Annotated in this window: 20 protein-coding genes and 3 pseudogenes; 8 read left to right on the forward strand and 15 right to left on the reverse strand. The window is 59.4% G+C overall.

The genetic code is table 11. The features are described from left to right. Positions 1-89 precede the first annotated feature (89 nt). Genes ACTG1K_RS19730 through ACTG1K_RS19740 form a run of 3 tightly spaced genes read left to right on the forward strand, consistent with a single transcriptional unit; the run spans position 90 to position 4,388 of the window. Complete coding sequence (locus tag ACTG1K_RS19730) at positions 90-1,880, forward strand: assimilatory sulfite reductase (NADPH) flavoprotein subunit (protein ID WP_440006468.1); 1,791 nt, start codon at positions 90-92, stop codon at positions 1,878-1,880. Beyond that, the gene (gene cysI / locus ACTG1K_RS19735; protein WP_440006470.1) at positions 1,880-3,604 is read left to right on the forward strand and encodes an assimilatory sulfite reductase (NADPH) hemoprotein subunit; all 1,725 of its coding nucleotides are present in this window, start codon (positions 1,880-1,882) and stop codon (positions 3,602-3,604) included. The genes ACTG1K_RS19730 and cysI overlap by 1 nt, the downstream gene beginning before the upstream one ends. Continuing rightward, positions 3,594-4,388, forward strand: coding sequence for a phosphoadenylyl-sulfate reductase (locus ACTG1K_RS19740; protein ID WP_440006472.1), 795 nt, complete (start codon positions 3,594-3,596; stop codon positions 4,386-4,388). The genes cysI and ACTG1K_RS19740 overlap by 11 nt, the downstream gene beginning before the upstream one ends. A 79-nt stretch (positions 4,389-4,467) precedes the next feature. On the opposite strand, the gene folA is transcribed toward ACTG1K_RS19740, so the two are convergent. The 4 genes from folA to ACTG1K_RS19760 form a co-directional block, all read right to left on the reverse strand. Then, entirely contained in the window at positions 4,468-4,959 is a 492-nt protein-coding gene (gene folA / locus ACTG1K_RS19745) for a type 3 dihydrofolate reductase (RefSeq protein WP_362773301.1), read from the reverse strand. An 18-nt stretch (positions 4,960-4,977) separates the two neighbouring features. After that, a complete protein-coding gene (locus tag ACTG1K_RS19750; RefSeq protein WP_026035076.1) occupies positions 4,978-5,445 on the reverse strand; it encodes a threonine/serine exporter family protein in 468 nt (155 codons plus the stop codon). After that, the gene (locus ACTG1K_RS19755; protein WP_005348133.1) at positions 5,442-6,239 is read right to left on the reverse strand and encodes a threonine/serine exporter family protein; all 798 of its coding nucleotides are present in this window, start codon (positions 6,237-6,239) and stop codon (positions 5,442-5,444) included. Before ACTG1K_RS19755 ends, ACTG1K_RS19750 begins: the two co-directional genes overlap by 4 nt. Before the next feature lie 235 nt (positions 6,240-6,474). Then, the gene (locus ACTG1K_RS19760; protein ID WP_440006474.1) at positions 6,475-6,810 is read right to left on the reverse strand and encodes a DUF3135 domain-containing protein; all 336 of its coding nucleotides are present in this window, start codon (positions 6,808-6,810) and stop codon (positions 6,475-6,477) included. A gap of 393 nt (positions 6,811-7,203) precedes the next feature. Between ACTG1K_RS19760 and mog the strand changes: the two genes are divergently transcribed. Next, positions 7,204-7,734 carry a molybdopterin adenylyltransferase gene (gene mog, locus ACTG1K_RS19765; protein ID WP_005348144.1) on the forward strand — a complete coding sequence of 177 codons (531 nt, stop codon included), beginning with the start codon at positions 7,204-7,206 and terminating at the stop codon, positions 7,732-7,734. A gap of 83 nt (positions 7,735-7,817) precedes the next feature. On the opposite strand, the gene ACTG1K_RS19770 is transcribed toward mog, so the two are convergent. The 6 genes from ACTG1K_RS19770 to trmB form a co-directional block, all read right to left on the reverse strand. Next, a complete protein-coding gene (locus ACTG1K_RS19770; RefSeq protein WP_040066783.1) occupies positions 7,818-8,219 on the reverse strand; it encodes a DUF2541 family protein in 402 nt (133 codons plus the stop codon). Positions 8,220-8,386: 167 nt separating this feature from the next. After that, on the reverse strand, positions 8,387-8,596 hold the full coding sequence (locus ACTG1K_RS19775; RefSeq protein ID WP_005335219.1) for a YgdI/YgdR family lipoprotein: 210 nt from the start codon (positions 8,594-8,596) through the stop codon (positions 8,387-8,389). Between the two features lie 203 nt (positions 8,597-8,799). Continuing rightward, positions 8,800-10,095, reverse strand: a complete 1,296-nt coding sequence (locus ACTG1K_RS19780) for a sulfurtransferase (RefSeq protein ID WP_279490335.1) — start codon at positions 10,093-10,095, stop codon at positions 8,800-8,802. 29 nt (positions 10,096-10,124) lie between these two features. Further along, complete coding sequence (gene glsB, locus ACTG1K_RS19785; RefSeq protein ID WP_005348151.1) at positions 10,125-11,045, reverse strand: glutaminase B; 921 nt, start codon at positions 11,043-11,045, stop codon at positions 10,125-10,127. A gap of 122 nt (positions 11,046-11,167) precedes the next feature. Then, positions 11,168-11,500, reverse strand: coding sequence for a YggL family protein (locus ACTG1K_RS19790; protein ID WP_005348158.1), 333 nt, complete (start codon positions 11,498-11,500; stop codon positions 11,168-11,170). Positions 11,501-11,548: 48 nt separating this feature from the next. Continuing rightward, on the reverse strand, positions 11,549-12,262 hold the full coding sequence (gene trmB / locus ACTG1K_RS19795) for a tRNA (guanosine(46)-N7)-methyltransferase TrmB (RefSeq protein ID WP_005335228.1): 714 nt from the start codon (positions 12,260-12,262) through the stop codon (positions 11,549-11,551). Positions 12,263-12,611: 349 nt separating this feature from the next. Here trmB and ACTG1K_RS19800 point away from each other — a divergent pair, with 349 nt between their 5' ends. Next, positions 12,612-13,793, forward strand: coding sequence for a PLP-dependent aminotransferase family protein (locus ACTG1K_RS19800; RefSeq protein ID WP_440006476.1), 1,182 nt, complete (start codon positions 12,612-12,614; stop codon positions 13,791-13,793). A 74-nt stretch (positions 13,794-13,867) separates the two neighbouring features. Here ACTG1K_RS19800 and ACTG1K_RS19805 read toward each other — a convergent pair whose 3' ends face one another. Beyond that, positions 13,868-15,397, reverse strand: a complete 1,530-nt coding sequence (locus ACTG1K_RS19805) for an EAL domain-containing protein (RefSeq protein ID WP_440006478.1) — start codon at positions 15,395-15,397, stop codon at positions 13,868-13,870. A 252-nt stretch (positions 15,398-15,649) separates the two neighbouring features. On the opposite strand from ACTG1K_RS19805, the gene ACTG1K_RS19810 reads away from it, so the two are divergent. Continuing rightward, a complete protein-coding gene (locus ACTG1K_RS19810; protein WP_103250955.1) occupies positions 15,650-16,555 on the forward strand; it encodes a TIGR01777 family oxidoreductase in 906 nt (301 codons plus the stop codon). A gap of 127 nt (positions 16,556-16,682) precedes the next feature. Here the strand turns inward: ACTG1K_RS19810 and ACTG1K_RS19815 are convergent. Then, positions 16,683-18,899, reverse strand: a pseudogene (locus tag ACTG1K_RS19815) (ABC transporter permease); the annotation flags it as partial. A gap of 99 nt (positions 18,900-18,998) precedes the next feature. Here ACTG1K_RS19815 and ACTG1K_RS19820 point away from each other — a divergent pair. Continuing rightward, entirely contained in the window at positions 18,999-19,946 is a 948-nt protein-coding gene (locus tag ACTG1K_RS19820; protein ID WP_440004735.1) for an IS481 family transposase, read from the forward strand. Here the strand turns inward: ACTG1K_RS19820 and ACTG1K_RS19825 are convergent. Together ACTG1K_RS19825 and ACTG1K_RS19830 are read right to left on the reverse strand one after the other, a co-directional pair. Continuing rightward, a pseudogene (locus ACTG1K_RS19825) lies at positions 19,944-20,162 on the reverse strand (hypothetical protein); the annotation flags it as partial. The gene ACTG1K_RS19820 and the pseudogene ACTG1K_RS19825 overlap by 3 nt on opposite strands. Before the next feature lie 36 nt (positions 20,163-20,198). Further along, entirely contained in the window at positions 20,199-20,894 is a 696-nt protein-coding gene (locus tag ACTG1K_RS19830) for an ABC transporter ATP-binding protein (protein ID WP_019446439.1), read from the reverse strand. Positions 20,895-20,950: 56 nt separating this feature from the next. Between ACTG1K_RS19830 and ACTG1K_RS19835 the strand changes: the two genes are divergently transcribed. Next, the gene (locus ACTG1K_RS19835; protein WP_005335237.1) at positions 20,951-21,562 is read left to right on the forward strand and encodes an arylesterase; all 612 of its coding nucleotides are present in this window, start codon (positions 20,951-20,953) and stop codon (positions 21,560-21,562) included. 183 nt (positions 21,563-21,745) lie between these two features. On the opposite strand, the pseudogene ACTG1K_RS19840 reads toward ACTG1K_RS19835, so the two are convergent. Then, positions 21,746-22,689: pseudogene (locus ACTG1K_RS19840) on the reverse strand (chemotaxis protein CheV). Positions 22,690-22,766: the final 77 nt, after the last annotated feature.

The following is a 22,766-nucleotide window of genomic DNA, read 5'->3' on the forward strand; positions in this document are numbered from 1 at the left end:
AATGGAATAAAGAAGATATTTTTATTCTTTGTTGTTAGCCAACACGCCCTTTAATCTGGCCAAAAATCAGACCATGGAAGACGCGTGTGATGCAATTGAAGGATTCCCCATTCAACCTCTCCCCCCTCTCTGACGAGCAGCAACGTCAGCTGGGCCAAGTACTCTCGACCCTCAATACCCAGCAACTGGCCTGGGTGAGCGGATATCTCTACGGCCTCTCCCAGAGCGGTCACCAGATCGTTGCAGCCAGCGCCGCCGTGGCTGCGCCCAGCGGCAGCCTGACCATTCTCTACGGCTCCCAGACAGGCAACGCCAAAGGGGTCGCCACTGCCATCAAGGCGCAGGCCGAGGCACGTGGCCTACCCGTCACCCTCGCGTCGATGGCCGACTACAAACCCAAGCAGCTCAAGAAAGAGAGCCACCTGCTGGTGGTAGTGAGCACTTACGGGGAGGGTGAACCGCCGGAGAGCGCCGTCGATCTGTTCGAGCAGCTTAAAAAAGGCAAGATTGGCAAGCTGGACGGGCTCAAGTTCGCCGTGCTGGGGCTGGGTGACAGCTCCTACGAATTTTTCTGCCAGACCGGTAAAGATTTTGATAACTTCCTCGCCAAAGCAGGGGCCGAGCGCATTTATGAGCTCGCCAGCCTCGATGTGGATTATCAGGATGCCGCCAAGAGCTGGAGCGAACAGGCACTCAATGCCATTGCAGCGACGCTCTCTATCGGTGCTGCCAGCAACAGCGTAGCCAGCGCGGTGCAGCAGGCGGTTGACTACAGCCAGTACAGCAAGGAGAACCCCTTCCCTGCCCGTCTGTCGGTCAATCAGAAGATCACCGGCCGGGATTCCACCAAGGATATCCGCCATATCGAGATCAGCCTCGAGTCCTCCGGACTCGCCTATCAGCCGGGTGATGCCCTCGGTGTCTGGTTCGACAATGACGCCGACCTGGTGGGCGAAGTGCTGGCACTGACCGGCCTCTCTGGTGATGAAGCCACGGCCCACGGCACCTTGCGCGCCGCCCTGACCACTCACTTCGAACTGACCCGGCTGCACGGCGGCTTTATCACAGGACTCGCTGACATATCGGAGAACGCGGCGCTGAAAGACTTGGCCGGTGACAAGGCCCAGGTCAATGCACTGGTGGCCTCCGCTCAGGTGGTGGATGTGCTGAAACGCTTCCCGACCGCCCTCACTGCCGAGCAGCTGGTTGGCCTGCTGCGACCCCTCACCCCGCGCCTCTACTCCATCGCCTCCGCCCAGAGCGAGGTGGAAGAGGAGGTGCACCTGACCGTCGGCGTGGTGCGCTATCCACAGGAAGATGGCACTGTGCGCTCTGGCGCAGCCTCCTCCTATCTGGCAGATCGGCTGATTGAGGATGGCGAGGTGCGGGTGTTTGTCGAGCACAATGACAACTTCCGCCTGCCGCAAAACCCCGACACCCCCGTCATCATGGTGGGCCCGGGCACCGGCATCGCCCCGTTCCGCGCCTTTATGCAGGAGCGGGAAGCTCAGGGCGCGGAAGGCAAGAACTGGCTCTTCTTCGGCAACCCCCACTTTACCCAGGATTTCCTCTATCAGGTGGAGTGGCAGCGTTATGTGAAATCGGGGCTGCTGTCGAAGATCTCGCTAGCATTCAGCCGGGATCAGGCCAACAAGATTTATGTGCAGGACCGTCTGCGTGAAGCGGGCCAGGAGCTCTACCAGTGGCTGGAAGCAGGCGCTCACTTCTATGTGTGTGGTGACGCCAACAAGATGGCCAAAGATGTGCAGGAGGCCCTGCTGGAAGTGATTGCCGAACACGGCCACAAGAGCCGTGAGGAAGCAGAAGAGTATTTGAGCGAATTGCGTCGTGCCAAACGTTATCAAAGGGATGTCTATTGATGAGCAAACAACCTCTTTCTCACCCAAAAGCGGGACCGGTCGAAGGGCCGCTGGCCGACAACGAGCGCCTCAAGCGCGAGAGCAACTTCCTGCGTGGCACCATTGAGCAGGATCTGCAAGACCCGCTCACCGGCGGCTTTAACGGCGACAACTTCCAGCTGATCCGCTTTCACGGCATGTATCAGCAGGATGACCGCGACATCCGCCCGGAGCGCGCCGCCCAGAAGCTGGAGCCGCTGCACAACGTCATGCTGCGTGCCCGCCTGCCGGGTGGGATCATCACCCCGGCCCAGTGGCAGAGCATCGACAAGTTCGCCGAAGAGCACAGCCTCTACGGCAGCATCCGCCTGACCACCCGTCAGACCTTCCAGTTCCACGGGGTATTGAAGCGCGACATCAAGCTGATGCACCAGACCCTCAACAGCACCGGTATCGACAGTATTGCCACCGCGGGCGACGTGAACCGCAACGTGCTCTGCACCAGCAACCCGGTGGAGTCCGAGCTGCATCAGGAGGCCTACGAGTGGGCCAAGAAGATATCCGAACACCTGCTACCCAAGACCCGCGCCTACGTGGAAATCTGGCTGGACGGTGAAAAACTGGGGCAGGATGAGGAGCCGATCCTGGGGTCCAACTACCTGCCGCGCAAATTCAAGACCACTGTGGTGATCCCGCCCCACAACGACGTGGATATCCACGCCAACGATCTCAACTTCGTGGCGATTGCCGAAGGTGGCAAGCTGGTGGGCTTCAACGTGCTGGTGGGCGGGGGTCTGGCCATGACCCACGGCGACACCAGCACCTACCCGCGCAAGGCGAGCGACTTTGGCTTTATTCCGCTCTCCCACGTGCTGGAGGTGGCGGCCGCCGTGGTCAGCACCCAGCGCGACTGGGGCAACCGGGTCAACCGCAAGAACGCCAAGACCAAGTACACCCTGGAGCGCGTTGGCGTCGAAGCCTTCAAGGCCGAGGTGGAGAGCCGCGCTGGCATCCAGTTCGGGCCGGTTCGCCCCTATGAGTTCACCAGCCGTGGCGATCGCTTCGGTTGGGTCGAGGGGATCGACGGCAAGCACCACCTCACCCTGTTTATCGAGAATGGCCGCCTGCTGGACTTCCCGGGCAAGCCGCTCAAAACCGGCATGCTGGAGATCGCCAGGGTGCATCAGGGGGATTTTCGCCTGACCGCCAACCAAAACCTGATCATCGCCGGGGTGCCTGCCAGCGAGAAGGCCCGCATCGAAGGGCTGGCACGCCAATACGGCCTGCTGGATGACGGCGTAAGCGAGCAACGCAAGCAGTCCATGGCTTGTGTGGCCCTGCCCACCTGCCCGCTGGCGATGGCCGAGGCGGAGCGCATGCTGCCAGCGTTTGTCACCGACATCGAGGGCTTGCTCACCAAACATGGGCTGGCGGATGACGCCATCATCTTCCGGGTCACCGGTTGCCCCAACGGCTGCGGCCGCGCCATGCTGGCAGAAGTGGGTCTGGTGGGCAAGGCACCGGGCCGCTACAACCTCCATCTGGGGGGCAACCTGGAAGGCACCCGCATTCCGCGCCTCTATCAGGAGAACATCACCGAGCCGCAGATCCTGGCCGAACTGGACGCGCTGATCGGCCGCTGGGCCAGCGAGCGCAATCAGGGTGAGTGCTTCGGCGACTTCGTGATCCGGGTTGGGGTGATTGCTCCCGTTATCGATTCCGCGAGGGACTTCTATGCTGCTTAATCTGCCGCTTGATGTCACTGAAGATGGCCGCCTTGACCTACAGGTACTGCTGGCCCTCGGCCGTGAGGAGCAAGCCGAGGCGCTGGCTCCCCTCAACCGGGAGCTGGATACCATGAGCGCCCCCGAGCGGGTGCGCTGGGCCCTGGCCAATCTGCCGGGGGAGCATGTGCTCTCCTCCAGCTTCGGCATTCAGGCGGCGCTGATGCTCCATCTGGTAAGCCGCGAGCGGGCCGACGTGCCCGTGGTGCTGACCGATACCGGTTATCTGTTCCCGGAGACCTACCGCTTTATCGACGAGCTGACCGAACGTCTCGCGCTCAACCTGAAGATCTATCGAGCCGAGCTCAGCCCGGCCTGGCAGGAGGCGCGCTTTGGCCTCCTGTGGGAGCAGGGGGTGGAGGGGATCACCCGCTACAACCAGCTCAACAAGGTGGAGCCGATGGACCGCGCCCTGCGTGAGCTGGGGGCCCAGACCTGGTTCTCCGGCCTGCGCCGGGAGCAGTCCGGCAGCCGTGGCAAGCTGCCGGTGCTGGGCATCCAGCGCGGCCGCTTCAAGTTCCTGCCGGTGATCGACTGGAGCAACAAGGACGTCTTCTACTACTTCAAGGAGTTCGACCTGCCCTACCATCCGCTGTGGGAGCAGGGTTATCTCTCGGTGGGCGATGTCCACACCACCACCAAGTGGGAGCCGGGCATGAGCGAGGAGCAGACCCGCTTCTTCGGCCTCAAGCGCGAGTGCGGTTTGCACGAGGAAAATGGCGAGAACGACGGCTCAGGCATCTAATCCCGTCTTGAAAACCCAACAGAACAACAAGGGCATCCGAAGATGCCCTTGTTGTTATTTGCACATTGGCATTCGTCCGTCAGCGGCGCTGCCAGGTCTCGAAGCTATAGAGGTGCGGGTTCTTCTCATCGGCAGGGTGGCTCTCGCAATCAACGCGTTGCCACTGACCATCGTCAAAAGCAGGGAAGCGGGTATCCCCCTCCACCGCCAGATCAATGCGGGTCAGGTAGAGACAATCCGCGCTCGGCAACATCTCGGCATAGAGATGACCACCACCGATCACCATCAACTCCTCCACCGAGCTGCCTGCCAACAGCGCCAGCGCCGCCTCGACGGAGCCCACCACCTCAATGCCCTCGGCCTGATAGTCGGGATTGCGGCTGATCACCAGATTGCGCCGTCCGGGCAGCGGTCGACCGATGGATTCGAAGGTCTTGCGCCCCATCAATACCGGTTTACCGAGGGTGACACGCTTGAAGTGAGCCAGATCGGCAGGCAGATGCCAGGGCATCTGGTTGTCCTTGCCGATCACCCTGTCGTGGGCCATGGCGGCAATCATGGAAATCTTCATGGGGCCTCTCACCGTCTGTCAGATTATGGGGCGGTTACGGTACACGACCAGAGAGGGGATCGCCAAACCGAAACTGAGGGCACCGACGATAAAGAGCGCCTTGAGGCCGTTCTCCACCGCACTCTGGATCAACTCCATGGTCACGCCGTTGATGTTGAGCTCCACCACCGCAATCATGGTCTTGAACGCATAGCTGCCCGGGATCATCGGAATGATGGAGGCAACGCTGAACACCGGACGCGGCGCCAGCAGACGGCGCGACCAGTAGACGCAGACAAAGCCGACCGTGGTCGCCGCCGCCAGCGTTGCCCACTCGATGGGCATGCCATAGTGGATCAGCAGGGTACGCAGACTGTGGGCCAGCGCGCCGCCCATGGCGCAATACTTCAGCATCCGTGGTGGCACGTTGAACAGCATGGCAAACCCCACCGCCGGAATGGAGGACCAGAAGGCATCCTTGGCCAGTAGCCAGAGCAAATCCATCATACTTTCCACCCCCAGATCCCGGTGACCGACATGGCCAAAATGATACCTATGGCGGCGCTGATGGTCAGCAGGGTCGCGGTCCCCCAGCGGGCCAGCCCCATGTTGAAGTAGCCCTTCACCATGTCGGAGACCGCATTGATCAGCGGAAAGCCCGGCACCAGCAGCAACACGCTAGCCGCCATGGCGAGATAGGGCTGGTCACCCCAGTTAAAAAAGGTGGCGCTGGAGGAGAGCAAGGTGGCAATAAAGCCGGTGGCGGCAAAGTTGATGAGCGGGCTATGGTGATGGCGGGCCATCAGTTGGCGCACCCGCATCGCCACGGCAGACGAGAAACAGGTCACCAGGAAGATGGGCCAGTCACCGCCAAACAGCAGGCTAAAGGCACCACAGGAGAGCCCCACCATGGGGACCACCAACCAGGGGTGATAGTGGAAAGGGACGATGGCTTCGAGGCGCTGGCGCACTTCACGGGCACCGATCAGCTCTTTTTCCGCCATGATGCAGATCCGCTGGATCTCGCACACCACCTGCATATTGATACCATGTTCGCGCACCCGCCGGGTAGTGGTGACGCAACCCCCCTGATAGAGACTGGTGAGCACGATGGCACTGGAAGAGATGGCCATTTCGACACTCTCCAGCCCCAGCGCCATCCCCAGCCGCACCGTGGTCTGCTCGATGATCCGGCTCTCCGCCCCGAACTGGGCCAACATCTGACCCACCTTGACGATAATGCGGGTGATCTCTGTCTGTTGCTCCCGCGACAACACCCGTCTTGGTGTGATACTTCTCATAATCCCTTCGAGTCGTAGCAATAAAAATTTCGGCCATATTAGCCTAACTTTTACTGTTATTCATCCACCCCTATCACAACCTGACTAATAAGTTATTACAAGAAGGAGAAAAGAGATTACATCACAAATACATTACGACTAACATTAAAAACCATAACAATCAGGTCGCCAGCAATTCCCTTTATTATGGCCTCACCTATTTGGCTTAAATATCAACCAAGGGGGTTATTGCAGATTATTTACGACGTCGATAGTCCGCCAGATGGATTATTTTACCACTGCCATCGCTTTCAGGCGGAGGGTCCCCCTCTTCTCTGAACTGGCTCATTTCACTGCGCATCAAATAAAAAGATTCCCGCATCATGTTGGTAATCCGGATACAGCTATCAAGATTGTTTTTCGCCAGCCGGCGCTGACCATCAATCTTGAACTGCAACCCGCGCAGACGGCGCTGCTGATCAGGGCTCGCTCGGGCCATCAACTGGTCGATCTGCTGCTCCAGAATCGCATCAAGCCGGGAGGGCTCACTCGCAGCCAACTCCTTCAGGGTGTCAAGATCAGGCAACTCCATATGCCCTCCTTGGCGACTATTGCTGGCAACACACTGCGGTACCACACCATCACGTCCCAGCCATATAAATCTGTATATACGACGCGGCTAAAAAGGGTTCAATCCATCCACTGGCGACTAAACCGGACAATGGTCACTACGAGGGTGTCTATCTATTTTAATTGTGTTTGGAAACAAGCGATTGTTTTTAATTCAGGCGAGATAAAACACTTATACATTTTAGGTTGTGATTTTCTGTTTTTTATTGCAAATAAAAATCCGGGTGGCCTTATTTTGCTTCATTCGACACTTTATTCTTCCCTCACCGACCCGCGTCATCTCCTGACGGTTTAACATATCTCACTGATTATGTTATTTTAATTGCCACTTTTATCGGACATTCAAGAGCAGACCATGAGCAAGGCAAAAATCGGTATCGTCACCGTCAGCGATCGCGCCAGCGCGGGCATCTATGAAGACCTCTCCGGCAAGGCCATCATCGACACCCTGAACGCCTATCTGACCTCGGAGTGGGAACCTGTCTATCAGGTGATCCCCGATGAGCAGGAGCAGATTGAAGCGACCCTGATCCGGCTGGCGGATGAAGAGCAGTGTTGCCTTATCGTCACCACAGGCGGCACCGGCCCGGCCAAGCGGGATGTCACGCCGGAAGCGACCGAGGCGGTATGTGATCGCATGATGCCGGGCTTTGGCGAGCTGATGCGGGCCGAATCCCTCAAGTTTGTGCCGACTGCCATTCTATCGCGCCAGACTGCCGGACTGCGCGACGATACCCTGATCGTCAATCTGCCGGGCAAGCCCAAATCAATCCGCGAATGTCTGGATGCAGTTTTCCCCGCCATCCCCTACTGTATCGATTTGATGGAAGGGCCGTATCTCGAGTGCGATGAAACTGTCATCAAGCCATTTAGGCCGAAAAAATAGCGAACCCGACCATAAAAAATAATGGCGAGCCACGGCTCGCCATTATTTTTAACTCATCTGTTTGCGCAGAAAAACCGCATCAATTATTTGCGGCCGAATACTTTTACGCCCGCTTTGCTGCGTTCTGAATTACCGTACACTTCGATTTTTTTTACACAACGGCGCGAGCCCAGTGATTTCCACTCGGTCTCTTTATCACTGCTCATTTCCCGATCGAAACGAATGGTCTTGGTACGATCACCACCATAGGTCACCACCACCCGATCCAGGGTCAAATCACGCTCCGCCTTCACCTTGATATATTTGGTCTGACGGCAAACCACCAAAGGAATTGTCGCACCATGATCACCGGCTCCCAGCAAAATAGTCCGCCCCAGCGTGAACTGATCGTCACCGGCATGGCTGGCTGACGCCACCACCAGCAAGACACCACCCAGCAAGCTGCGTGCAGAAAAACGGGAATTCCAGATAGACATCAAGGACATAACACCTCCAATAAAAAATGGAGTGTGATGATAAGGGTTAAACCATAACGGAAGCTGTATCACGGCTGAATTTGCTGCGAATGTGCGGGGATCAACAGAGAAAACAGCGCGACTTTTCGGCAAAAAGAGAAGAGCCGCAGATAGCGGCCCTTGCGGTAAGAGAGCGCTTAGCGCTCCATGATTTGGGTCACGTCATCTTTCTTGATCATCACCTCACGCCCTTCATGATCGTAATAGCGATACATGCCGGTGCTCTCGTCCAGCTTGGGCTTGCTCTCTGTGGTGATCATCTTGCCATCCTTGGTGCTCATGATGTATTGGGAGCTGCATGCCACCAGCCCCAGGGCGCACACCAGGATCATCATCAGTTTTTTCATTGCGGCCTCTTCTGCGATCATCCTCACCACGAGGATGTTTCTTGAAGCCTAGTTCAATCGCACGGCACGGGATGACGGGATGAGCAAAGCGGGATCGCCGTCAATAATCAGCGACTTAGCCTCGCTATCTGGCCGAGTGGCGAGCGCAATGAAAAAGGCCGGACATCTCTGTCCGGCCTCTTCTTTCAAGCGCAAGAACGCAATCATGACTTGGCAGGCTGACGCTCACCGGTCACGGTCGGGTTCTTGGGATCGGAACTCCACTCGTACCAACCGCCGTCGTAGACGCTGATCTGTTTCCAGTCCATCAGCCAGGCGTAGAAGAAGGCCTCGGAGGCGCGCCAGCCGGTACCGCAGTAGAACGCAGCCTGCTGAGTTGGCTCGATGTTCCACTGGTCCCACATGGCGAGGATCTCGCGGGCCGGCTTCATGGTGCCGTCCGGGTTGTGGAAATCGCTCATGCTGTTGGCATCGATGCCGCCGTGACCCCACTTGGCCCCCGGGATGTCGCCCTTCGGCTTGATGTAGCTGTAACCTGAGGTGTTGCCGACAAACTCATCCCAGGTACGCACGCTGACCAGGGCGCTATCGGGCTGCTTGAGCAGCTCTTTCGCCTGACTTAGCGTGGTGTAGTACTCGGGGTGAGCGGGAATGGCCACGCCAAACTCCTTCACCGGCTCATATTTGTTGGGCAGACCGGTTTCGGTACGCAGGTGCTGGATAAACCAGGCATCCAGGCCACCGTCCAGCAGGCGCACATCTTCCACCCCCGCATACATCATCAGGTGCGCAGCACGGGCAGCCGCCATGGTGTTGCGACCATAGAGGATGACGGTGGTGTCGTGACGGATGCCGTTATCCAGCAGCAGCTTCTTGAGCGCTTCGTCAGAGACCTTGTTCCACAGCGGCTCCTCTTCGAGGCTGTTGGTATCGATATATCCGGCCCCCGGGATGTGGCTGATAAGGTAGGCCTTGGGTGAACCCCAATCCACTTCAAACAGCTTCCAGTCTCCCTTGGGCGCAGCCGCAACCGGCTTGCCCTCTTGCAGATCCGCCAACCAGCGCGGATAGACCAGCTGCTGCCAGCGTGCCAGCGACTCGCGCGGTGCGGCTTGCCACCCTTGCAACTCGAACTGCTGCTTGATCCCCTGCTTGCGCAGCAGACGGGCCACCTCGGCCACTTCGCGGGACGCACCGTAGAGGGCAACCGGACGATCGGCCTTCAGCCCCTTGATCTCGAGCGCCTTTGGCCACTCTTCATCACTGTATTTCCACTCGGCTGAGAGGTTCTCGGCGCCCGCCACATGGCCGCCCTGCTTCTCCCCTTCCATCGGCCACCCCTGATAGAAGTAGCTGGCGCGGGTATCCAGGATGACAGCCTGTTTGGCCTTGGCATCGGCCAGCGAGAGCGGTGGCAACTCCCCTGCCACGGCGGGCAGGGCACACCAGAGCAGTAAGATCGCCAGCGCGGCCTGCAGGAAGCGAAGATGTCGTTTCATGGTGATTTCTCGATTCATAGTGAACAAGGTTAAAAAATGGAGCGACCCAGCCGCTCGGCCAGCAGCTCCAGCGCCGCCGTGCCCGCCAGCGAGTTGCCGGCTTTGTTGAGCTCCGGCGACCAGACACAGACGCAGAGTTCGCCCGGGATCAGGGCGATGATACCGCCGCCGACACCCGATTTGCCCGGCATGCCGACCCGATAGGCAAAATCGCCCGCCTCATCATAGAGGCCGCAGGTGGCGAGCAGGGCGTTGACCTGTTTGGTGGTACGGGCGGGCAGCAGCGGTACGCTCTCGCCCAGTGGCACACCACGGTTGGCCAGATAGATGAATGCCCGCGCCAGATCGACGCAGCTCATGCGGATGGCACAGGCATTGAAGTAGCTTTGCAGCACCTTGTCCACTTCGTTTTCGAAGTTGCCATAGGCCTTCATCAGATAGGCGATGGCGGCGTTGCGGGCAGAGTGCTGATATTCGGAGCGGGCGACGACCTGATCCGCCATGATGGCCGGATTGCCGGAAAGACGGCGCACCAGCTCAAGGGTACGTTGACGGGGCGCTGTGAGGCGGGTCTCCAGCAGATCGCTCACCACCAGCGCCCCGGCATTGATAAAGGGGTTGCGGGGGATCCCCTGCTCGAACTCGAGCTGCACCAGCGAGTTGAAGGGCTGGCCGGAGGGCTCCTTGCCAACACGGGCCCAGATCTCCTCCTCCTGATAGAGAGTGAGTGCCAGGGTCAGGCTCAGGGCCTTGGAGATACTCTGGATGGAGAAAGGTTCAAAAGCGTCACCGGCGGTGAACAGCTCCCCCTCGACGGTACAGACTGCGATACCCAGCCGATCGGCCGGTACCTGAGCCAGTGCCGGAATGTAGTCGGCCACCTTGCCTTGTCCCAGCAACGGGCGCACCTCTTCAAGGATGCTGGCCAGTAATTCGGATGACAACACCATAAGCAATAAGCGATTCCATGACTAAAACAGCGGTGGAGATCCCATCCCCACTGACAAAAATCCCGCCAGCGGCGGGATTTTTCAGTTACCCACAACAAGGCGCCAGATGCGGCAGCCTTGTATCAGGCCGGTTCACCGTACCAGAGGTCGAACAGTTCGGTAACGACCACGGCTTCCATCCCCTTGCCTTCCAGCCAGGATTTGACGGCAGCGCGGTCTTCTTCGGTACACTTGCCCAGTTGCTGGGTGCAGATCATCCCTTCCCAGGCCAGGTGACCGGAGCCGGCAAAAGCCAGTTTACGGGGTTCAACAACCTCATCGATCATCGCATCGACTACCGCATCGATGGTCTCTTCGGCAGTGCCGACCGGGAAGTTGAAACTGATGTCGAAACCCATTTCCTGGAATTCATCGACGCGCAGTTTCTTGCGCAGGCGGCGGCTACGATTGGCCATGATAGCTCCTCAAGTTAGTTGATACGCTAGGTGTGTTGACGTGCCAGCTTAGCTGACACGCTTGAAAATCAGATCCCAAACCCCGTGGCCGAGACGGTGGCCACGTTGTTCAAATTTGGTCAGCGGACGCCAGTCCGGACGAGGCACCCAGTTGCCGGTGGCAGAGGTGTTCTCGTAACCCTCGGCGGCGCTCATCACTTCCAACATGTGCTCGGCATAGTTTTCCCAGTCGGTCGCCATGTGGAACACGCCACCGATGGCCAGCTTCTGGCGAATATCCTGGGCAAACGCAGGCTGTACGATGCGACGCTTGTGGTGACGGCTCTTGTGCCAAGGATCCGGGAAGAAGAGCTGCAGGCAGGAGAGTGAACCGTTCGGGATCATGTGCTCCAGCACCTCGACCGCATCGTGGCAGATCACCTTCAGATTGGTGACGCCCGCTTCCTGAGCGGTACCCAGACAGGCGCCCACGCCCGGGGAGTGCACTTCAATGCCGATGAAGTTCTTCTCGGGGGCATTCTTGGCCATCTCAACCAGAGAGGCGCCCATGCCAAAGCCGATCTCCAGCACCACAGGAGCCTCGCGACCAAACAGTGCGACCAGATCGAGCTGCTTTGGCTCGAAATCGATGCCCATGACCGGCCAGAGCTCTTCCAGGGCCTTCTCCTGCCCTTTGGTCAGGCGGCCTTCGCGACGGACAAAGCTGCGGATCTTGCGCATGAACTTGCCGTCTTCGTTAAATACATCTTGGGTCACAGGCATAATGGTCTCGTTATTTCATCAATCCGGGTAATACATCTTGTGTCCGATCCCGAGCGGGACCGCTCGCGGCTCGGCATTTCATCGACCCGCGAAAACAGGGGAGCGAATTATCCCAAGATAGGCCCAAGGCGCAAGTGTTTCGCGCAACAAATATTCCGGCCATCCACTTCCCTGCTCCCTCACTGGCATCACCACACCGACTAACCGTCCAATATAATCCGCAGTAGAGTCGTTCCAGCCCTTTTTTGGCGATTTTTGTGACAATCATTGCCTCATTTCTGAAATCTGATACAAACGGATAACCTGGCGGTCGAATGGAGCGACCGCCCACATGCCGAGAGAATTGTCTATGCAGCCGTTTTTTGCCCAGCGCTTCGAGAAGGTCGAGCCTTCCTTTATCCGTGAAATCCTCAAAGTTGCCGCCAATCCGGAGATCATCTCCTTCGCCGGTGGCCTGCCCAATCCCCACCTGTTTCCGGTCAAGGCGATCGATCAGGCCTGTCAGGATGTGCTGCGCGAACAAGGGGCTGCCGCCCTGCAATATGCGGCGACCGAAGGCTTCGCCCCGCTGCGCCAATATATTGCCGACCGCTATCTGGCCCGCCACGGCATGCAGATCAATCCGGACAACATCCTCATCACCAGCGGCTCCCAGCAGGCGCTGGATCTGCTGGGCAAGGTGCTGATCGACGAGGGTCAGGATCTCATCATCGAAGAGCCGGGTTACCTTGGCGCCATTCAGGCTTTTTCTGTCTACCAGCCCACCTTCAAGCCGATCACCCTTGAAGAAGAGGGACTGGACCTGGCGGCGCTGGATGCGCTGCTGGCAAGCGGCTCCAATGCCAAGCTGCTCTACGGCGTGCCCAACTTCCAGAACCCGAGCGGTGTCTCTTATAGCCGTGCCAACCGCGAGGCACTGGCCGAGCGACTGGTGCGCCACGAGCTGTTGATGGTGGAGGATGATCCCTACGGCGAGCTGCGTTTCGAGGGCGAACATATGCCCCCCATTGCCGAGCTGGCGCCAAACAATACCGTGCTGCTCGGCTCATTCTCCAAGACCGTGGTGCCCGCCTTCCGGCTGGGCTGGATGGTAATGCCGGACTGGCTGCGCAAGAAGGTGACCATCGCCAAGCAGGCGACCGATCTGCACAGCAATGCCTTCAGCCAGCAGGTGCTGCACCGCTTCCTGACCGACAACTCCCTCGACGCTCACTTGGAGAAGATCAAGGAGGTCTATGGCCGCCAGCGCGCCGCCATGGAGGCCGCGCTGGCCCGTCACTGCCCGCCCGGTGTCAGCTACACCCGACCGGAAGGGGGCATGTTCCTCTGGCTGACTCTGCCAGCCCACATCAGTGCCATGGCGCTGTTTGACGAGGCGATCAAGGAGAAGGTGGCTTTCGTACCCGGCGCCCCCTTCTACGTGCGCCCCGAGATCAAGAACACCCTGCGCCTGAGCTTCTCCTGCGTCGATGAAGCGACCATCGAGGAGGGGGTCAAACGCTTGGCTCGCGCCCTCCAGCGCATGCTCTGATCGCCCAAGCCAAACCGTACCAACAAAAAACCAGCGAGCGATCGCTGGTTTTTTTATGCTCCCCATTCAACCGTTCAGCCAAACAGGGTCTTGCAAAACTGCTTCATCGGGATGGGGCGGCTGTAACGATACCCTTGCAGATAGTCAACGTGGCGCGCCCGCAGGTAGTCCGCCTGCGACTGCTTCTCGACCCCCTCCGCGATCAGGATCAATTCAAGTCGCTTCGCCAGATCAATCACGTTTTCAACGATATGGCTGGAGAGTGCATCCGTGCCGATCATCTCCACAAAGCTCCGGTCAATCTTGAGTGCATCGACCTGAAACTGTTGCAGATAGGTGAGACTGGAGTGACCGGTGCCAAAATCATCGATAGAGATCAACACGCCCAGTTTGCGCAATTCGGCAAACATCTGAGCGGTTGTCTCATCGGCCACCAGCAGTTCACGCTCGGTCAGCTCCAGCCCCAAATCAACGGGATTGTCCTTAAACGCGTCGAGAAAGGCCTTGCAGTCAGCCAACAGGTCGAGATCCTGAAAGTGTTTGGCGCTGATATTGAAGCAAAAATGGAACTTGGCCGGCAGCTTGCGGGCATAAGGGGAGAAGTGGTCGCGCACCTGGGCCATCAACAGGCTGGTCATGGGCACGATCAGCCCGCTATCTTCCGCCAGCGGAATAAAGCGATCCGGCGAGATCATCCCCTGCTTGGGATGCTGCCAGCGCATCAGCACCTCACAGCCACGCCACTGCTCATCCTCACCGGAGACCACCGGCTGCAGATAGGGGATAAACTCCTCCTCGATCAACGCCCGCTTGAGCTCTTCCGCTGGTGAGCTGCTACGCCCCATCAGCCTGAAGGTGCCGAATCCAATCAGCAGTGCCAGCAGCGGAGAGAGGAACAAGGTATATCTGGAGTAGCGCCATGCGTGGCTCCAGTAGTCATGCACCGTGACCCGGGTGACGACCTGATAGGGGAAATCGGCCGAAGCGAGGGCAATATAACCCTCTTCTGTCGGAGAGGGCGCCGCCCCGACCTGACCTGAGCCAAACAGAGCCCTCTGCCCCACCACCAGAGCCATCGGGGAGTTCTTGCTGGAGATCTCCAGGGTATTGCGCAGGTAGTAGCCATCTACACCGATCAGCACACTCCCCTTGTCAGTTTCATGACGCAGCACGATCAAGGGGCGATCCGGTGTGACCTCATTGCCAGGCAGCAGTTGCAACCTGCCATCCACATAGCGGTCGGGATTGAAGGGGCCATCGTAGTCACCATAGAGCGAGGTGCAGTAGATGTGGCTGCCGACAGCCAGATTGGCGGAACGGACATCGGGCACCGTGGCCACCTGCTCGCGCAGCAGTTGTGCCGCCTCCTTGCAGGAGTGACCAAGCATCCCCTCCACATTGATGGCCGCCTGCCGGGCATGACCGATGGAGCGATCAAACATCATCCGGGCATGCTGCAACCGTGAATCGGCATCACGCTCTGTCTCCGTCACGGTCTGCCAGATAACGGCAATAACCCCCAGCAGCAGGATCCCGACCCCCATCAGCAGCGCAACCAGAATCCTCGAGTAAAGCTGGCGAAGTTTCAAACGACGAAATGGCATGGCGGCCTCTTTGATGCTCGGATAATGGGTGACAGCCTCTGTGGACAGGCGAAAAGGGTCGCCATAATAGCGATTGTTCAACAAACATCCACACAACAAAAATCAATCAATTCAAACTATTGTTCAACAATATGTCGTAAGAAGAGGATAGAGTTAACAAACGTCAAACAGAAAACTCCCGAAGCACGTCTCACTTGTTGAAGGGAAGCCACACCATTAAAGTTGAGCAAACGGCAGCAGGAGCATGCAGCGATGAAGATTCTTATTACCGGAGGAACCGGCTTTATCGGCCGCAAGCTGGTTGCCCATCTCAAGGTCAATCACGAGGTCGTGGTATTGAGCAGGCAGGGGAGCCGTGCTTACTCCCTGCTCGGTCACGATATCAAGGTATTGGATAACCTCGACCGGCTTGATGACCTCAATGACGTGGACGCAGTGATCAATCTGGCCGGTGAACCCATCGCCGCCGGACGCTGGAGCGAGTCGCGCAAACAGCTGCTCTGCGATAGCCGCTGGCTGTTGACCGAGCAACTGGTGGATCTCATCAAGCTATCCAGCACGCCGCCCAAGGTGCTGATCAACGCCTCCGCCATCGGCTGGTATGGCAGACAGGGCACCGAAACCCTCGACGAGCAGTGCCGCTCTCCCAACGACGAGTTTACCCACCAGCTCTGCCAGCAGTGGGAGACCCTGGCGCAAGAGGCCCAGAGCCGCCAAACCCGGGTCTGTATCGTGCGGATCGGGCTGGTGCTTGGCATGGATGGCGGCGCCCTGCCCAAAATGCTCCCCCCCTACCGACTCGGACTCGGCGGCCCCATGGGATCGGGCAGCCAGATGATGAGCTGGATCCATGTGCAGGATCTGGTGCGCGCCATGCTGTTCCTGCTGGAGCACGAGGAGTGCAGCGGCATCTTCAACGGAACCGCCCCTCATCCGGTCAGTAACCGGGAGTTCAGCCAGACCCTTGCCACCACGCTGCACCGCCCGCACCTCTTTTTCGTGCCCGCGCCGCTGTTGCAACTGGTGATGGGGGAGGCGGCCGATCTGCTGCTGACCGGACAAAAGGTGATACCAGCGCGGCTGCAACAGGCCGGTTTTCACTTCAGCTATCCCGAGCTGCCGAGCGCCCTCACCAATCTTCTGCGTGAGCCCCGCTAACTCACACCCGCTCGCGGCATCCGCTCGTCAGCTCCTCGCATAGCAAGCAGCCCGGCCAATGGCCGGGCTGCTTGTTTATTGTGGCTGCGCTATTGCACCTTGTGTGCATCGGCTCGCGCTGGCGGGATTACAACAACCCCTGACCCAGCCCTCGCAGCCGATCGCTCAGGGTGCCAGCCAGCAGCTGGCGCTGCATCCCCTGCCCCGCCAGCGTCACCAGCAATGCCCCCAGCGTCGGCAGGCCGAGCCAGATGGCCCAGTGGAACTGCCACTGCCCCTCGAACCACCACCACTGCAGGCCAAAGGAGCAGAGCTCCACCACCATGGCGGCACAGAGCCCCGCCAGCGCACCACTGGCCACCAGCTCCCAGCGCAGCATCTTTTTCAGCAGGTCGCTGCTGGCCCCCAGGGTGCGCATCAGCAACAGCTCGCGCCGACGCTGGGCCATGCTGGCCTGAGTCTGGGTCAGCAGCACCAAGAGCGCCGCCACTGTCACCAGCCCCAGCATCAGCGCCAGCGCCCTACTCACCTGTTCCGATACCTGCGTAAGCCGTGCAATCAGATCATCCACATCGATAAGACTCACCGTGGGGTGGCGGCGGATCAACTCCACCTCGGCAGTGCGCCCCGCCTCGGGCAGCCGGTAACTACCAAGCCAGGTACGGGAGAAGGGTGCCAGCAGATCCTCGGAGAAGATCATGTAGAAGTTGGGCCGCATATTGTCCCACTTGATGCTGCGCAGACTGGAGACCCTGGCGCCGAAGCTGCGCCCCTCGATGGTAAAGGCGAGCATGTCCCCCAGCTTGATATCGAGCCGCTTGGCCAGCTCACTATCCACCGAAACCTCGCCGGGGCCAGCGAGCCATTTACCGGCCACCAGCTTGTTGTCTATTGGCAGGATTGTTGTGGTAGTGAAGTTGAGCTCCCGATCGACCCCTTCACGACCACTGCTGGCCCCCTCGCCCACCGCCTCACCGGCGATATGGGTCAGCCGGCCACGCACCATGGGATAGAAATCGGAAGTGGTGGCCCCAGCTGCCGCCAGCTCGCTCAGGATCCCCTCCCGCTCGTTCTCGGCCACATTGACCAGAAAACGGTTGGGCGCATCAACCGGGAGACGGGCCGAAAACTCATCCAGCAGATCGACCCGGGCCGCCCAGAGCAAGCCAAACAGCATCAGCGCCAGCGCAAAGCCCGCCAGCTGAAACAGGCCACTGCTGCGCTCGCGCGACAGGTGGGCAAGCGCCAGCCGCAAGGCATGAGGCCCGCTCACTCTTGCCCCCAACCGCAACATCAGGGCTGCCAGCAGGGCCAACAGCCCCATCAGCAAGCCCATGCCACCCACCAGACCCAGCGCCAGCCGCACATCGGCGGTAAAGCCCCAGACCAGCGCAAACAGCCCGAACAGGCCGACCGGCAGGGCCAGCCAGGGGGGGATCCCCGCCTCCAGCTCCCGGCGCAATACCCGCAGCGGCGGCACTTTCAGCAGCCGCAAGAAGGGCACAAAAGCGAGCAGCAGAGTGATAAAGAGCGCCACCGCCACCCCCAGCGCAAAGGGGCGCCAGGAGGGGGGCGGCAGATCCGGCGGCAGCAGGTCCCCCAGCAGTTGCAAGGTGATCCACTGCATGGCTGTGCCCGCCACCAGACCCAGCAACGCACCGATCAGCGTCAGCGACAGCAGCAGGGTTCCCATCAGTTGCCAGAGCGAGCGACGAGATGCCCCCAGGGTCTTGAGCAACGCCACCATATTGGTCTGGCGCTCGGCAAAGTGGCGCACCGCAATCCCCATCGCCAACGCCCCCAGCAACACCCCGCTTAACGAGGCAAGCCGGAAGAAACGCTCGGCATTGGCCAGCGAGCGACCCACTTGGGATTCGCTGTCATCCGGTTTGATCCACTTCTGTCCGGCCTGCAATTGCGGCAACAACCATTGCTCGTAACGGGCCAGCGACTCTCGCGGCCCTTTGAACAGATAGCGCCACTGCTGGCGGCTGCCGGGGAGCAGAGCACCGGTCGCCTCGATATCGGCACTGTGGATCAGCGCACGCGGCGCCAGCAGGAAGGGGCTGAAGCCCTGATCCGGCTCCTCGCCAAGCAGGCCTGCCACCTTGAGCACCGTATTGCCCACCTCCAGCTCATCCCCCGTTTTGGCCTTGAGCAGCTGCATCACCCGAGCGGAGAGCCAGATCTCGCCGGGGGCCGGGGCACGGGCAGGTTCCAGAGTGAGCTTGCCGTAGAAGGGAAAACCATCGGGCACCGCCCGAATGGAGGCAAGCTGCAGCGCGTCGCCGTGAAACAGCATGCTGTTGAAGCTGACGGTGGTCTGCACCGCCAAACCATCCTGTTTCGCTCGGGCTAGCTGTGATCTCTCTGTAGGTTGTTCACTCGGGGCATTCCCGGAGAATTGGAGGCACCAACCAAACCAATCATCCGAGGTGCCCGAGTGAACAATCATAAAAATGCCCGATTAACCGTCTTTGGTCGACAGCTTCTTGTCCAGCGTATCCTTGAGCAGGGCCTGCGCGTTGAAGAGGCCGCTCACGCTGCCGGGGTCAGTATCCGCACCGCTTACAAGTGGCTCACTCGATATCGCCAGGAGGGACCTGATGGTTTGTACAATCGCTCTTCTCGACCCGCATCTTGCCCTCATGCCATTGATGACCAGCGCCAGCAGAGGATTATCGAACTGCGCAAGCAGCGACGGACCTATCGGCACATCAGCCAATATCTGGGCATAGGGCACAGTACTGTCGCCCGCATCTTGCAGCGCATGGGACTTCATCGATTGGCCAATCTGGCCCCAGCTGTTCCAGTACAACGCTATGAACATGAGAAACCGGGTGACTTGCTGCATCTGGACATCAAAAAGTTGGGGCGTTTCCACCGTCCCGGCCATCGTATCACCGGCGACCGCAGCAAGGACTCACGCGGCGCAGGGTGGGAGTGTGTTCATGTGGCGATTGATGACCACTCCCGTGTGGCGTTCAGCGCTCTGCATCCTGATGAAACGGGACGCAGTGCCTGCCTGGCGCTGTTACAGGCACTTCGCTACTACGCCGGGCTCGGCATTTGTTTCAGTCGGCTACTCACGGACAATGGAGCCTGTTACCGGTCGAAACGCTTCCAGAAGCTGTGTCGTCGGCTGGGGCTCAAGCATCTGCGCACCAAGCCTTACACACCACAAACCAATGGCAAAGCAGAGCGCTTCATTCAGACCGCCCTGCGTGAGTGGGCTTATGCACGGAGCTATGACTCGTCAGAGCAACGGGCAGAGCACTTGCAACCGTGGTTGCATGAGTACAACTGGCATCGTCCTCATGCCAGTCTGGGCTACCAGCCCCCCATCAGTCGTCTTCAATCTGTGAACAACCTGGTGGGTTTACACAGCTAGCCAGCCATCCGGCAGGGCGGCGGCGGTGCGCAGCACCCGATCCGCCCCGATAAAGTCGCGGCCCGACGCCTTGAGTCCGGCATCGAGCCGATCCGCCACCAATGCCACACTCAAGACACACGCCACGCTAAGCGCTAGCGCCAGCACAAACCAGCGCAGCTCGCCGCTGAAACCTTCCCGGCGCAGCAGTCGCCATCCCAATCGCCACTGCATCATCCCTTGCATCTCCCGCCTGACCCGCAGCTCACCCCGTTACACCACATCATGGGCCACCTCGCGATCCAGTCTGCCCGCCGTCATGACCAGTTGCCGCTGGCAGCGTTCGGCCAGCTGATGGTCATGGGTTACCACCACTAGCGTGGTGCCGTGCTTGCGATTGAGTTCAAACAGCAGCTCTATCACCTTCTCGCCGGTCTTGCTGTCGAGGTTGCCGGTCGGCTCGTCCGCCAGCAGCAGACTGGGGCGGGTCATAAAGGCACGGGCGATGGCCACCCGCTGCTGCTCACCGCCGGAGAGCCGTGGCGGCAGATGGTGCAACCGCTCGCCAAGCCCGACCGCCGCCAGCAGCTCGCGGGCCCTTGGCTCACAATCCCGCTCGCCACGCAGCTCGGCGGGCAGCATCACATTCTCCAGCGCCGTCATGGTCGGGAGCAGCAGGAACGACTGGAACACAAAGCCGATCTGCTCGGCACGCAATCTGGCCCTCCCCTCTTCATCCAGCTCGCCAAGGGATTTGCCGAGGATTTCGATATCCCCCTGACTCGGCAGATCGAGCCCGGCCAGCAGCCCCAGCAGGGTGGACTTGCCGGAGCCGGAGGCACCGACCAGGGCCACCGTCTCGCCGCTATTGACTTGCAGATCGATCCCTTCAAGGATGGTGAGGCTTTCCTGGCCGAGGCGAACCGATTTGCCGAGGCCCTTGACGACAATAATGGGGGTTGAACTCATGCTCTGTATCCTTTGTTCCAATTCCTTGATGACAATCCATAGCGGGAGTTGAATTGATGGTGCGTATTCTGTTTGCCTTGTTCGTTGGCCTCGGCAGCCTGCTCTCGTCGGCTCAGGCCCAGACCCTGCTGGTACTGGGAGATAGCCTGAGCGCCGGCTATCAGATGCAGGTTGAGCAGAGCTGGCCCGCCCTGCTCAACCAGAAATGGCAGGAGGAGGGGGGCAAACACACCCTGCTCAATGCCAGCATCAGCGGTGAAACGACCCAAGGGGCGCTGGCCCGTCTGCCCGCTCTGCTGAAGGAGCACAAACCGGACTGGCTGCTGATCGAACTGGGAGGCAACGATGGCCTGCGTGGCTTCGCACCGACCATTACCCGCCAGAATCTGGCCAGCATGATCGCGCTCGCCAAGGAGCAGCAGACCCGTGTGGTGTTGACCCAAATCCAGCTGCCCCGCAACTACGGTGCCCGCTATCTGCGCCAGTTCGAACAGATCTTTCCCGAGTTGGCCCAGGCTAACGATCTGCCGCTGCTGCCCTTCTTTATGGATGATATTGCGCTGCGCCCTGAACTTATGATGAACGATGGCATTCATCCCACCCCGGCGGCCCAGCCCCAAATCCGCGATAAAGTCGCCCGCTTTATGGAGCCGCTGCTCAGCCAATAAGCCCGCCGTCTATCGCCAATATCCCATAACCAAACATCCCGCCAAAATCGGATGTTTTGAATGGTCGACGATCTCTGCTTGGCACCTTGATTCACCCAATCCATCGCCAATACCCAATAACAACACATCCCGCCGAAGCGGGATGTGTTGTTACTGATTTAGCATAACCGGCAGGCTCACTTTTCAGCTTTCCAGTACCTGGCGCAGCCGCTCCTGCGCCACGCCGACCAGCAAGTCGGGCTGGAACTTGGAGATAAAGCGGTCACACCCCACCTTCTTGACCATGGCTTCGTTGAAGTTGCCGCTCAGGGAGGTGTTGAGGGTGATAAAGAGGTCAGACATGCGCGGATCGCTGCGCACCTCGTGGGTCAGGCGGTAGCCGTCCATCTCCGGCATTTCGGCATCGGTGATCATCAGCAGGATCTCGTCGGTCACCTTCTTGCCAGCATCGCACCACCCCTTGAGCAGGGTCAGCGCCTGCAAACCATCCTGACACTCGATCACCTCAAGCCCAAGCTGGCCCAGGGTCTCGCGCACCAGATTGCGGGCGGTGCTGGAGTCATCGACGATCAGCACTTTGCGGCCATGCATCTCGGGCAGGATCTCCCGATCCAGCACCTCTTCGGAGATGCGGATGTCATAGGTGATGATCTCCGCCAGCACCTTCTCCACATCGATGATCTCGACGATCTGATCCACTCCATCTTCGGGAATGCGGGTGATGGCGGTGAGGTAGTTGGCGCGTCCGGCGGAGCGCGGCGGCGGCAGGATATCCTTCCAGGTCATGTTGACGATATTGGCCACCTGCCCCACCAGAAAGCCCTGAATGGTGCGGTTGTACTCGGTGATGATGAGGTTGGATTCACTGTCTATGGGCATGGGACGCATGCCGATGGCGCTGCGCAGGTTGATCACCGGGATCGAGGTACGCGGATATTGGCCACCCCGCTGATATTGTGATGGGAGCCCGGCATCTTGCTCAGATGGGGCAATTTGACCACTTCCCGTACCTTGAAGACGTTGATGGCGAACATCTGACGGGTGCCGAGACGAAACATCAACAACTCGAGGCGGTTTTCCCCCACCAGTTGAGTTCGTTGATCAACGGAATCCAATATACTCGCCATACGCTGATATCCATCTGATTATTAATCGACTCTATTATAGAGGCTGCCCGCCAGGAAAGGCAGGCGCATTTTCAACC

Origin of the sequence: Aeromonas sp. 102P (assembly GCF_051920345.1) — a bacterium.
In the GTDB taxonomy this organism is placed as follows: Bacteria; Pseudomonadota; Gammaproteobacteria; order Enterobacterales; family Aeromonadaceae; genus Aeromonas; species Aeromonas veronii.

Excerpts from the sequence above, each read along its gene's own strand:
- ACTG1K_RS19730 (WP_440006468.1), top strand. The coding sequence starts at position 90 with ATGCAATTGAAGGATTCCCCATTCAACCTCTCCCCCCTCTCTGACGAG.
- cysI (WP_440006470.1), top strand. The coding sequence starts at position 1,880 with ATGAGCAAACAACCTCTTTCTCACCCAAAAGCGGGACCGGTCGAAGGG.
- ACTG1K_RS19740 (WP_440006472.1), top strand. The coding sequence starts at position 3,594 with ATGCTGCTTAATCTGCCGCTTGATGTCACTGAAGATGGCCGCCTTGAC.
- folA (WP_362773301.1), bottom strand. The coding sequence starts at position 4,959 with ATGAAGATTTCCATGATTGCCGCCATGGCCCACGACAGGGTGATCGGC.
- ACTG1K_RS19750 (WP_026035076.1), bottom strand. The coding sequence starts at position 5,445 with ATGATGGATTTGCTCTGGCTACTGGCCAAGGATGCCTTCTGGTCCTCC.
- ACTG1K_RS19755 (WP_005348133.1), bottom strand. The coding sequence starts at position 6,239 with ATGAGAAGTATCACACCAAGACGGGTGTTGTCGCGGGAGCAACAGACA.
- ACTG1K_RS19760 (WP_440006474.1), bottom strand. The coding sequence starts at position 6,810 with ATGGAGTTGCCTGATCTTGACACCCTGAAGGAGTTGGCTGCGAGTGAG.
- mog (WP_005348144.1), top strand. The coding sequence starts at position 7,204 with ATGAGCAAGGCAAAAATCGGTATCGTCACCGTCAGCGATCGCGCCAGC.
- ACTG1K_RS19770 (WP_040066783.1), bottom strand. The coding sequence starts at position 8,219 with ATGTCCTTGATGTCTATCTGGAATTCCCGTTTTTCTGCACGCAGCTTG.
- ACTG1K_RS19775 (WP_005335219.1), bottom strand. The coding sequence starts at position 8,596 with ATGAAAAAACTGATGATGATCCTGGTGTGCGCCCTGGGGCTGGTGGCA.
- ACTG1K_RS19780 (WP_279490335.1), bottom strand. The coding sequence starts at position 10,095 with ATGAAACGACATCTTCGCTTCCTGCAGGCCGCGCTGGCGATCTTACTG.
- glsB (WP_005348151.1), bottom strand. The coding sequence starts at position 11,045 with ATGGTGTTGTCATCCGAATTACTGGCCAGCATCCTTGAAGAGGTGCGC.
- ACTG1K_RS19790 (WP_005348158.1), bottom strand. The coding sequence starts at position 11,500 with ATGGCCAATCGTAGCCGCCGCCTGCGCAAGAAACTGCGCGTCGATGAA.
- trmB (WP_005335228.1), bottom strand. The coding sequence starts at position 12,262 with ATGCCTGTGACCCAAGATGTATTTAACGAAGACGGCAAGTTCATGCGC.
- ACTG1K_RS19800 (WP_440006476.1), top strand. The coding sequence starts at position 12,612 with ATGCAGCCGTTTTTTGCCCAGCGCTTCGAGAAGGTCGAGCCTTCCTTT.
- ACTG1K_RS19805 (WP_440006478.1), bottom strand. The coding sequence starts at position 15,397 with ATGCCATTTCGTCGTTTGAAACTTCGCCAGCTTTACTCGAGGATTCTG.
- ACTG1K_RS19810 (WP_103250955.1), top strand. The coding sequence starts at position 15,650 with ATGAAGATTCTTATTACCGGAGGAACCGGCTTTATCGGCCGCAAGCTG.
- ACTG1K_RS19830 (WP_019446439.1), bottom strand. The coding sequence starts at position 20,894 with ATGAGTTCAACCCCCATTATTGTCGTCAAGGGCCTCGGCAAATCGGTT.
- ACTG1K_RS19835 (WP_005335237.1), top strand. The coding sequence starts at position 20,951 with ATGGTGCGTATTCTGTTTGCCTTGTTCGTTGGCCTCGGCAGCCTGCTC.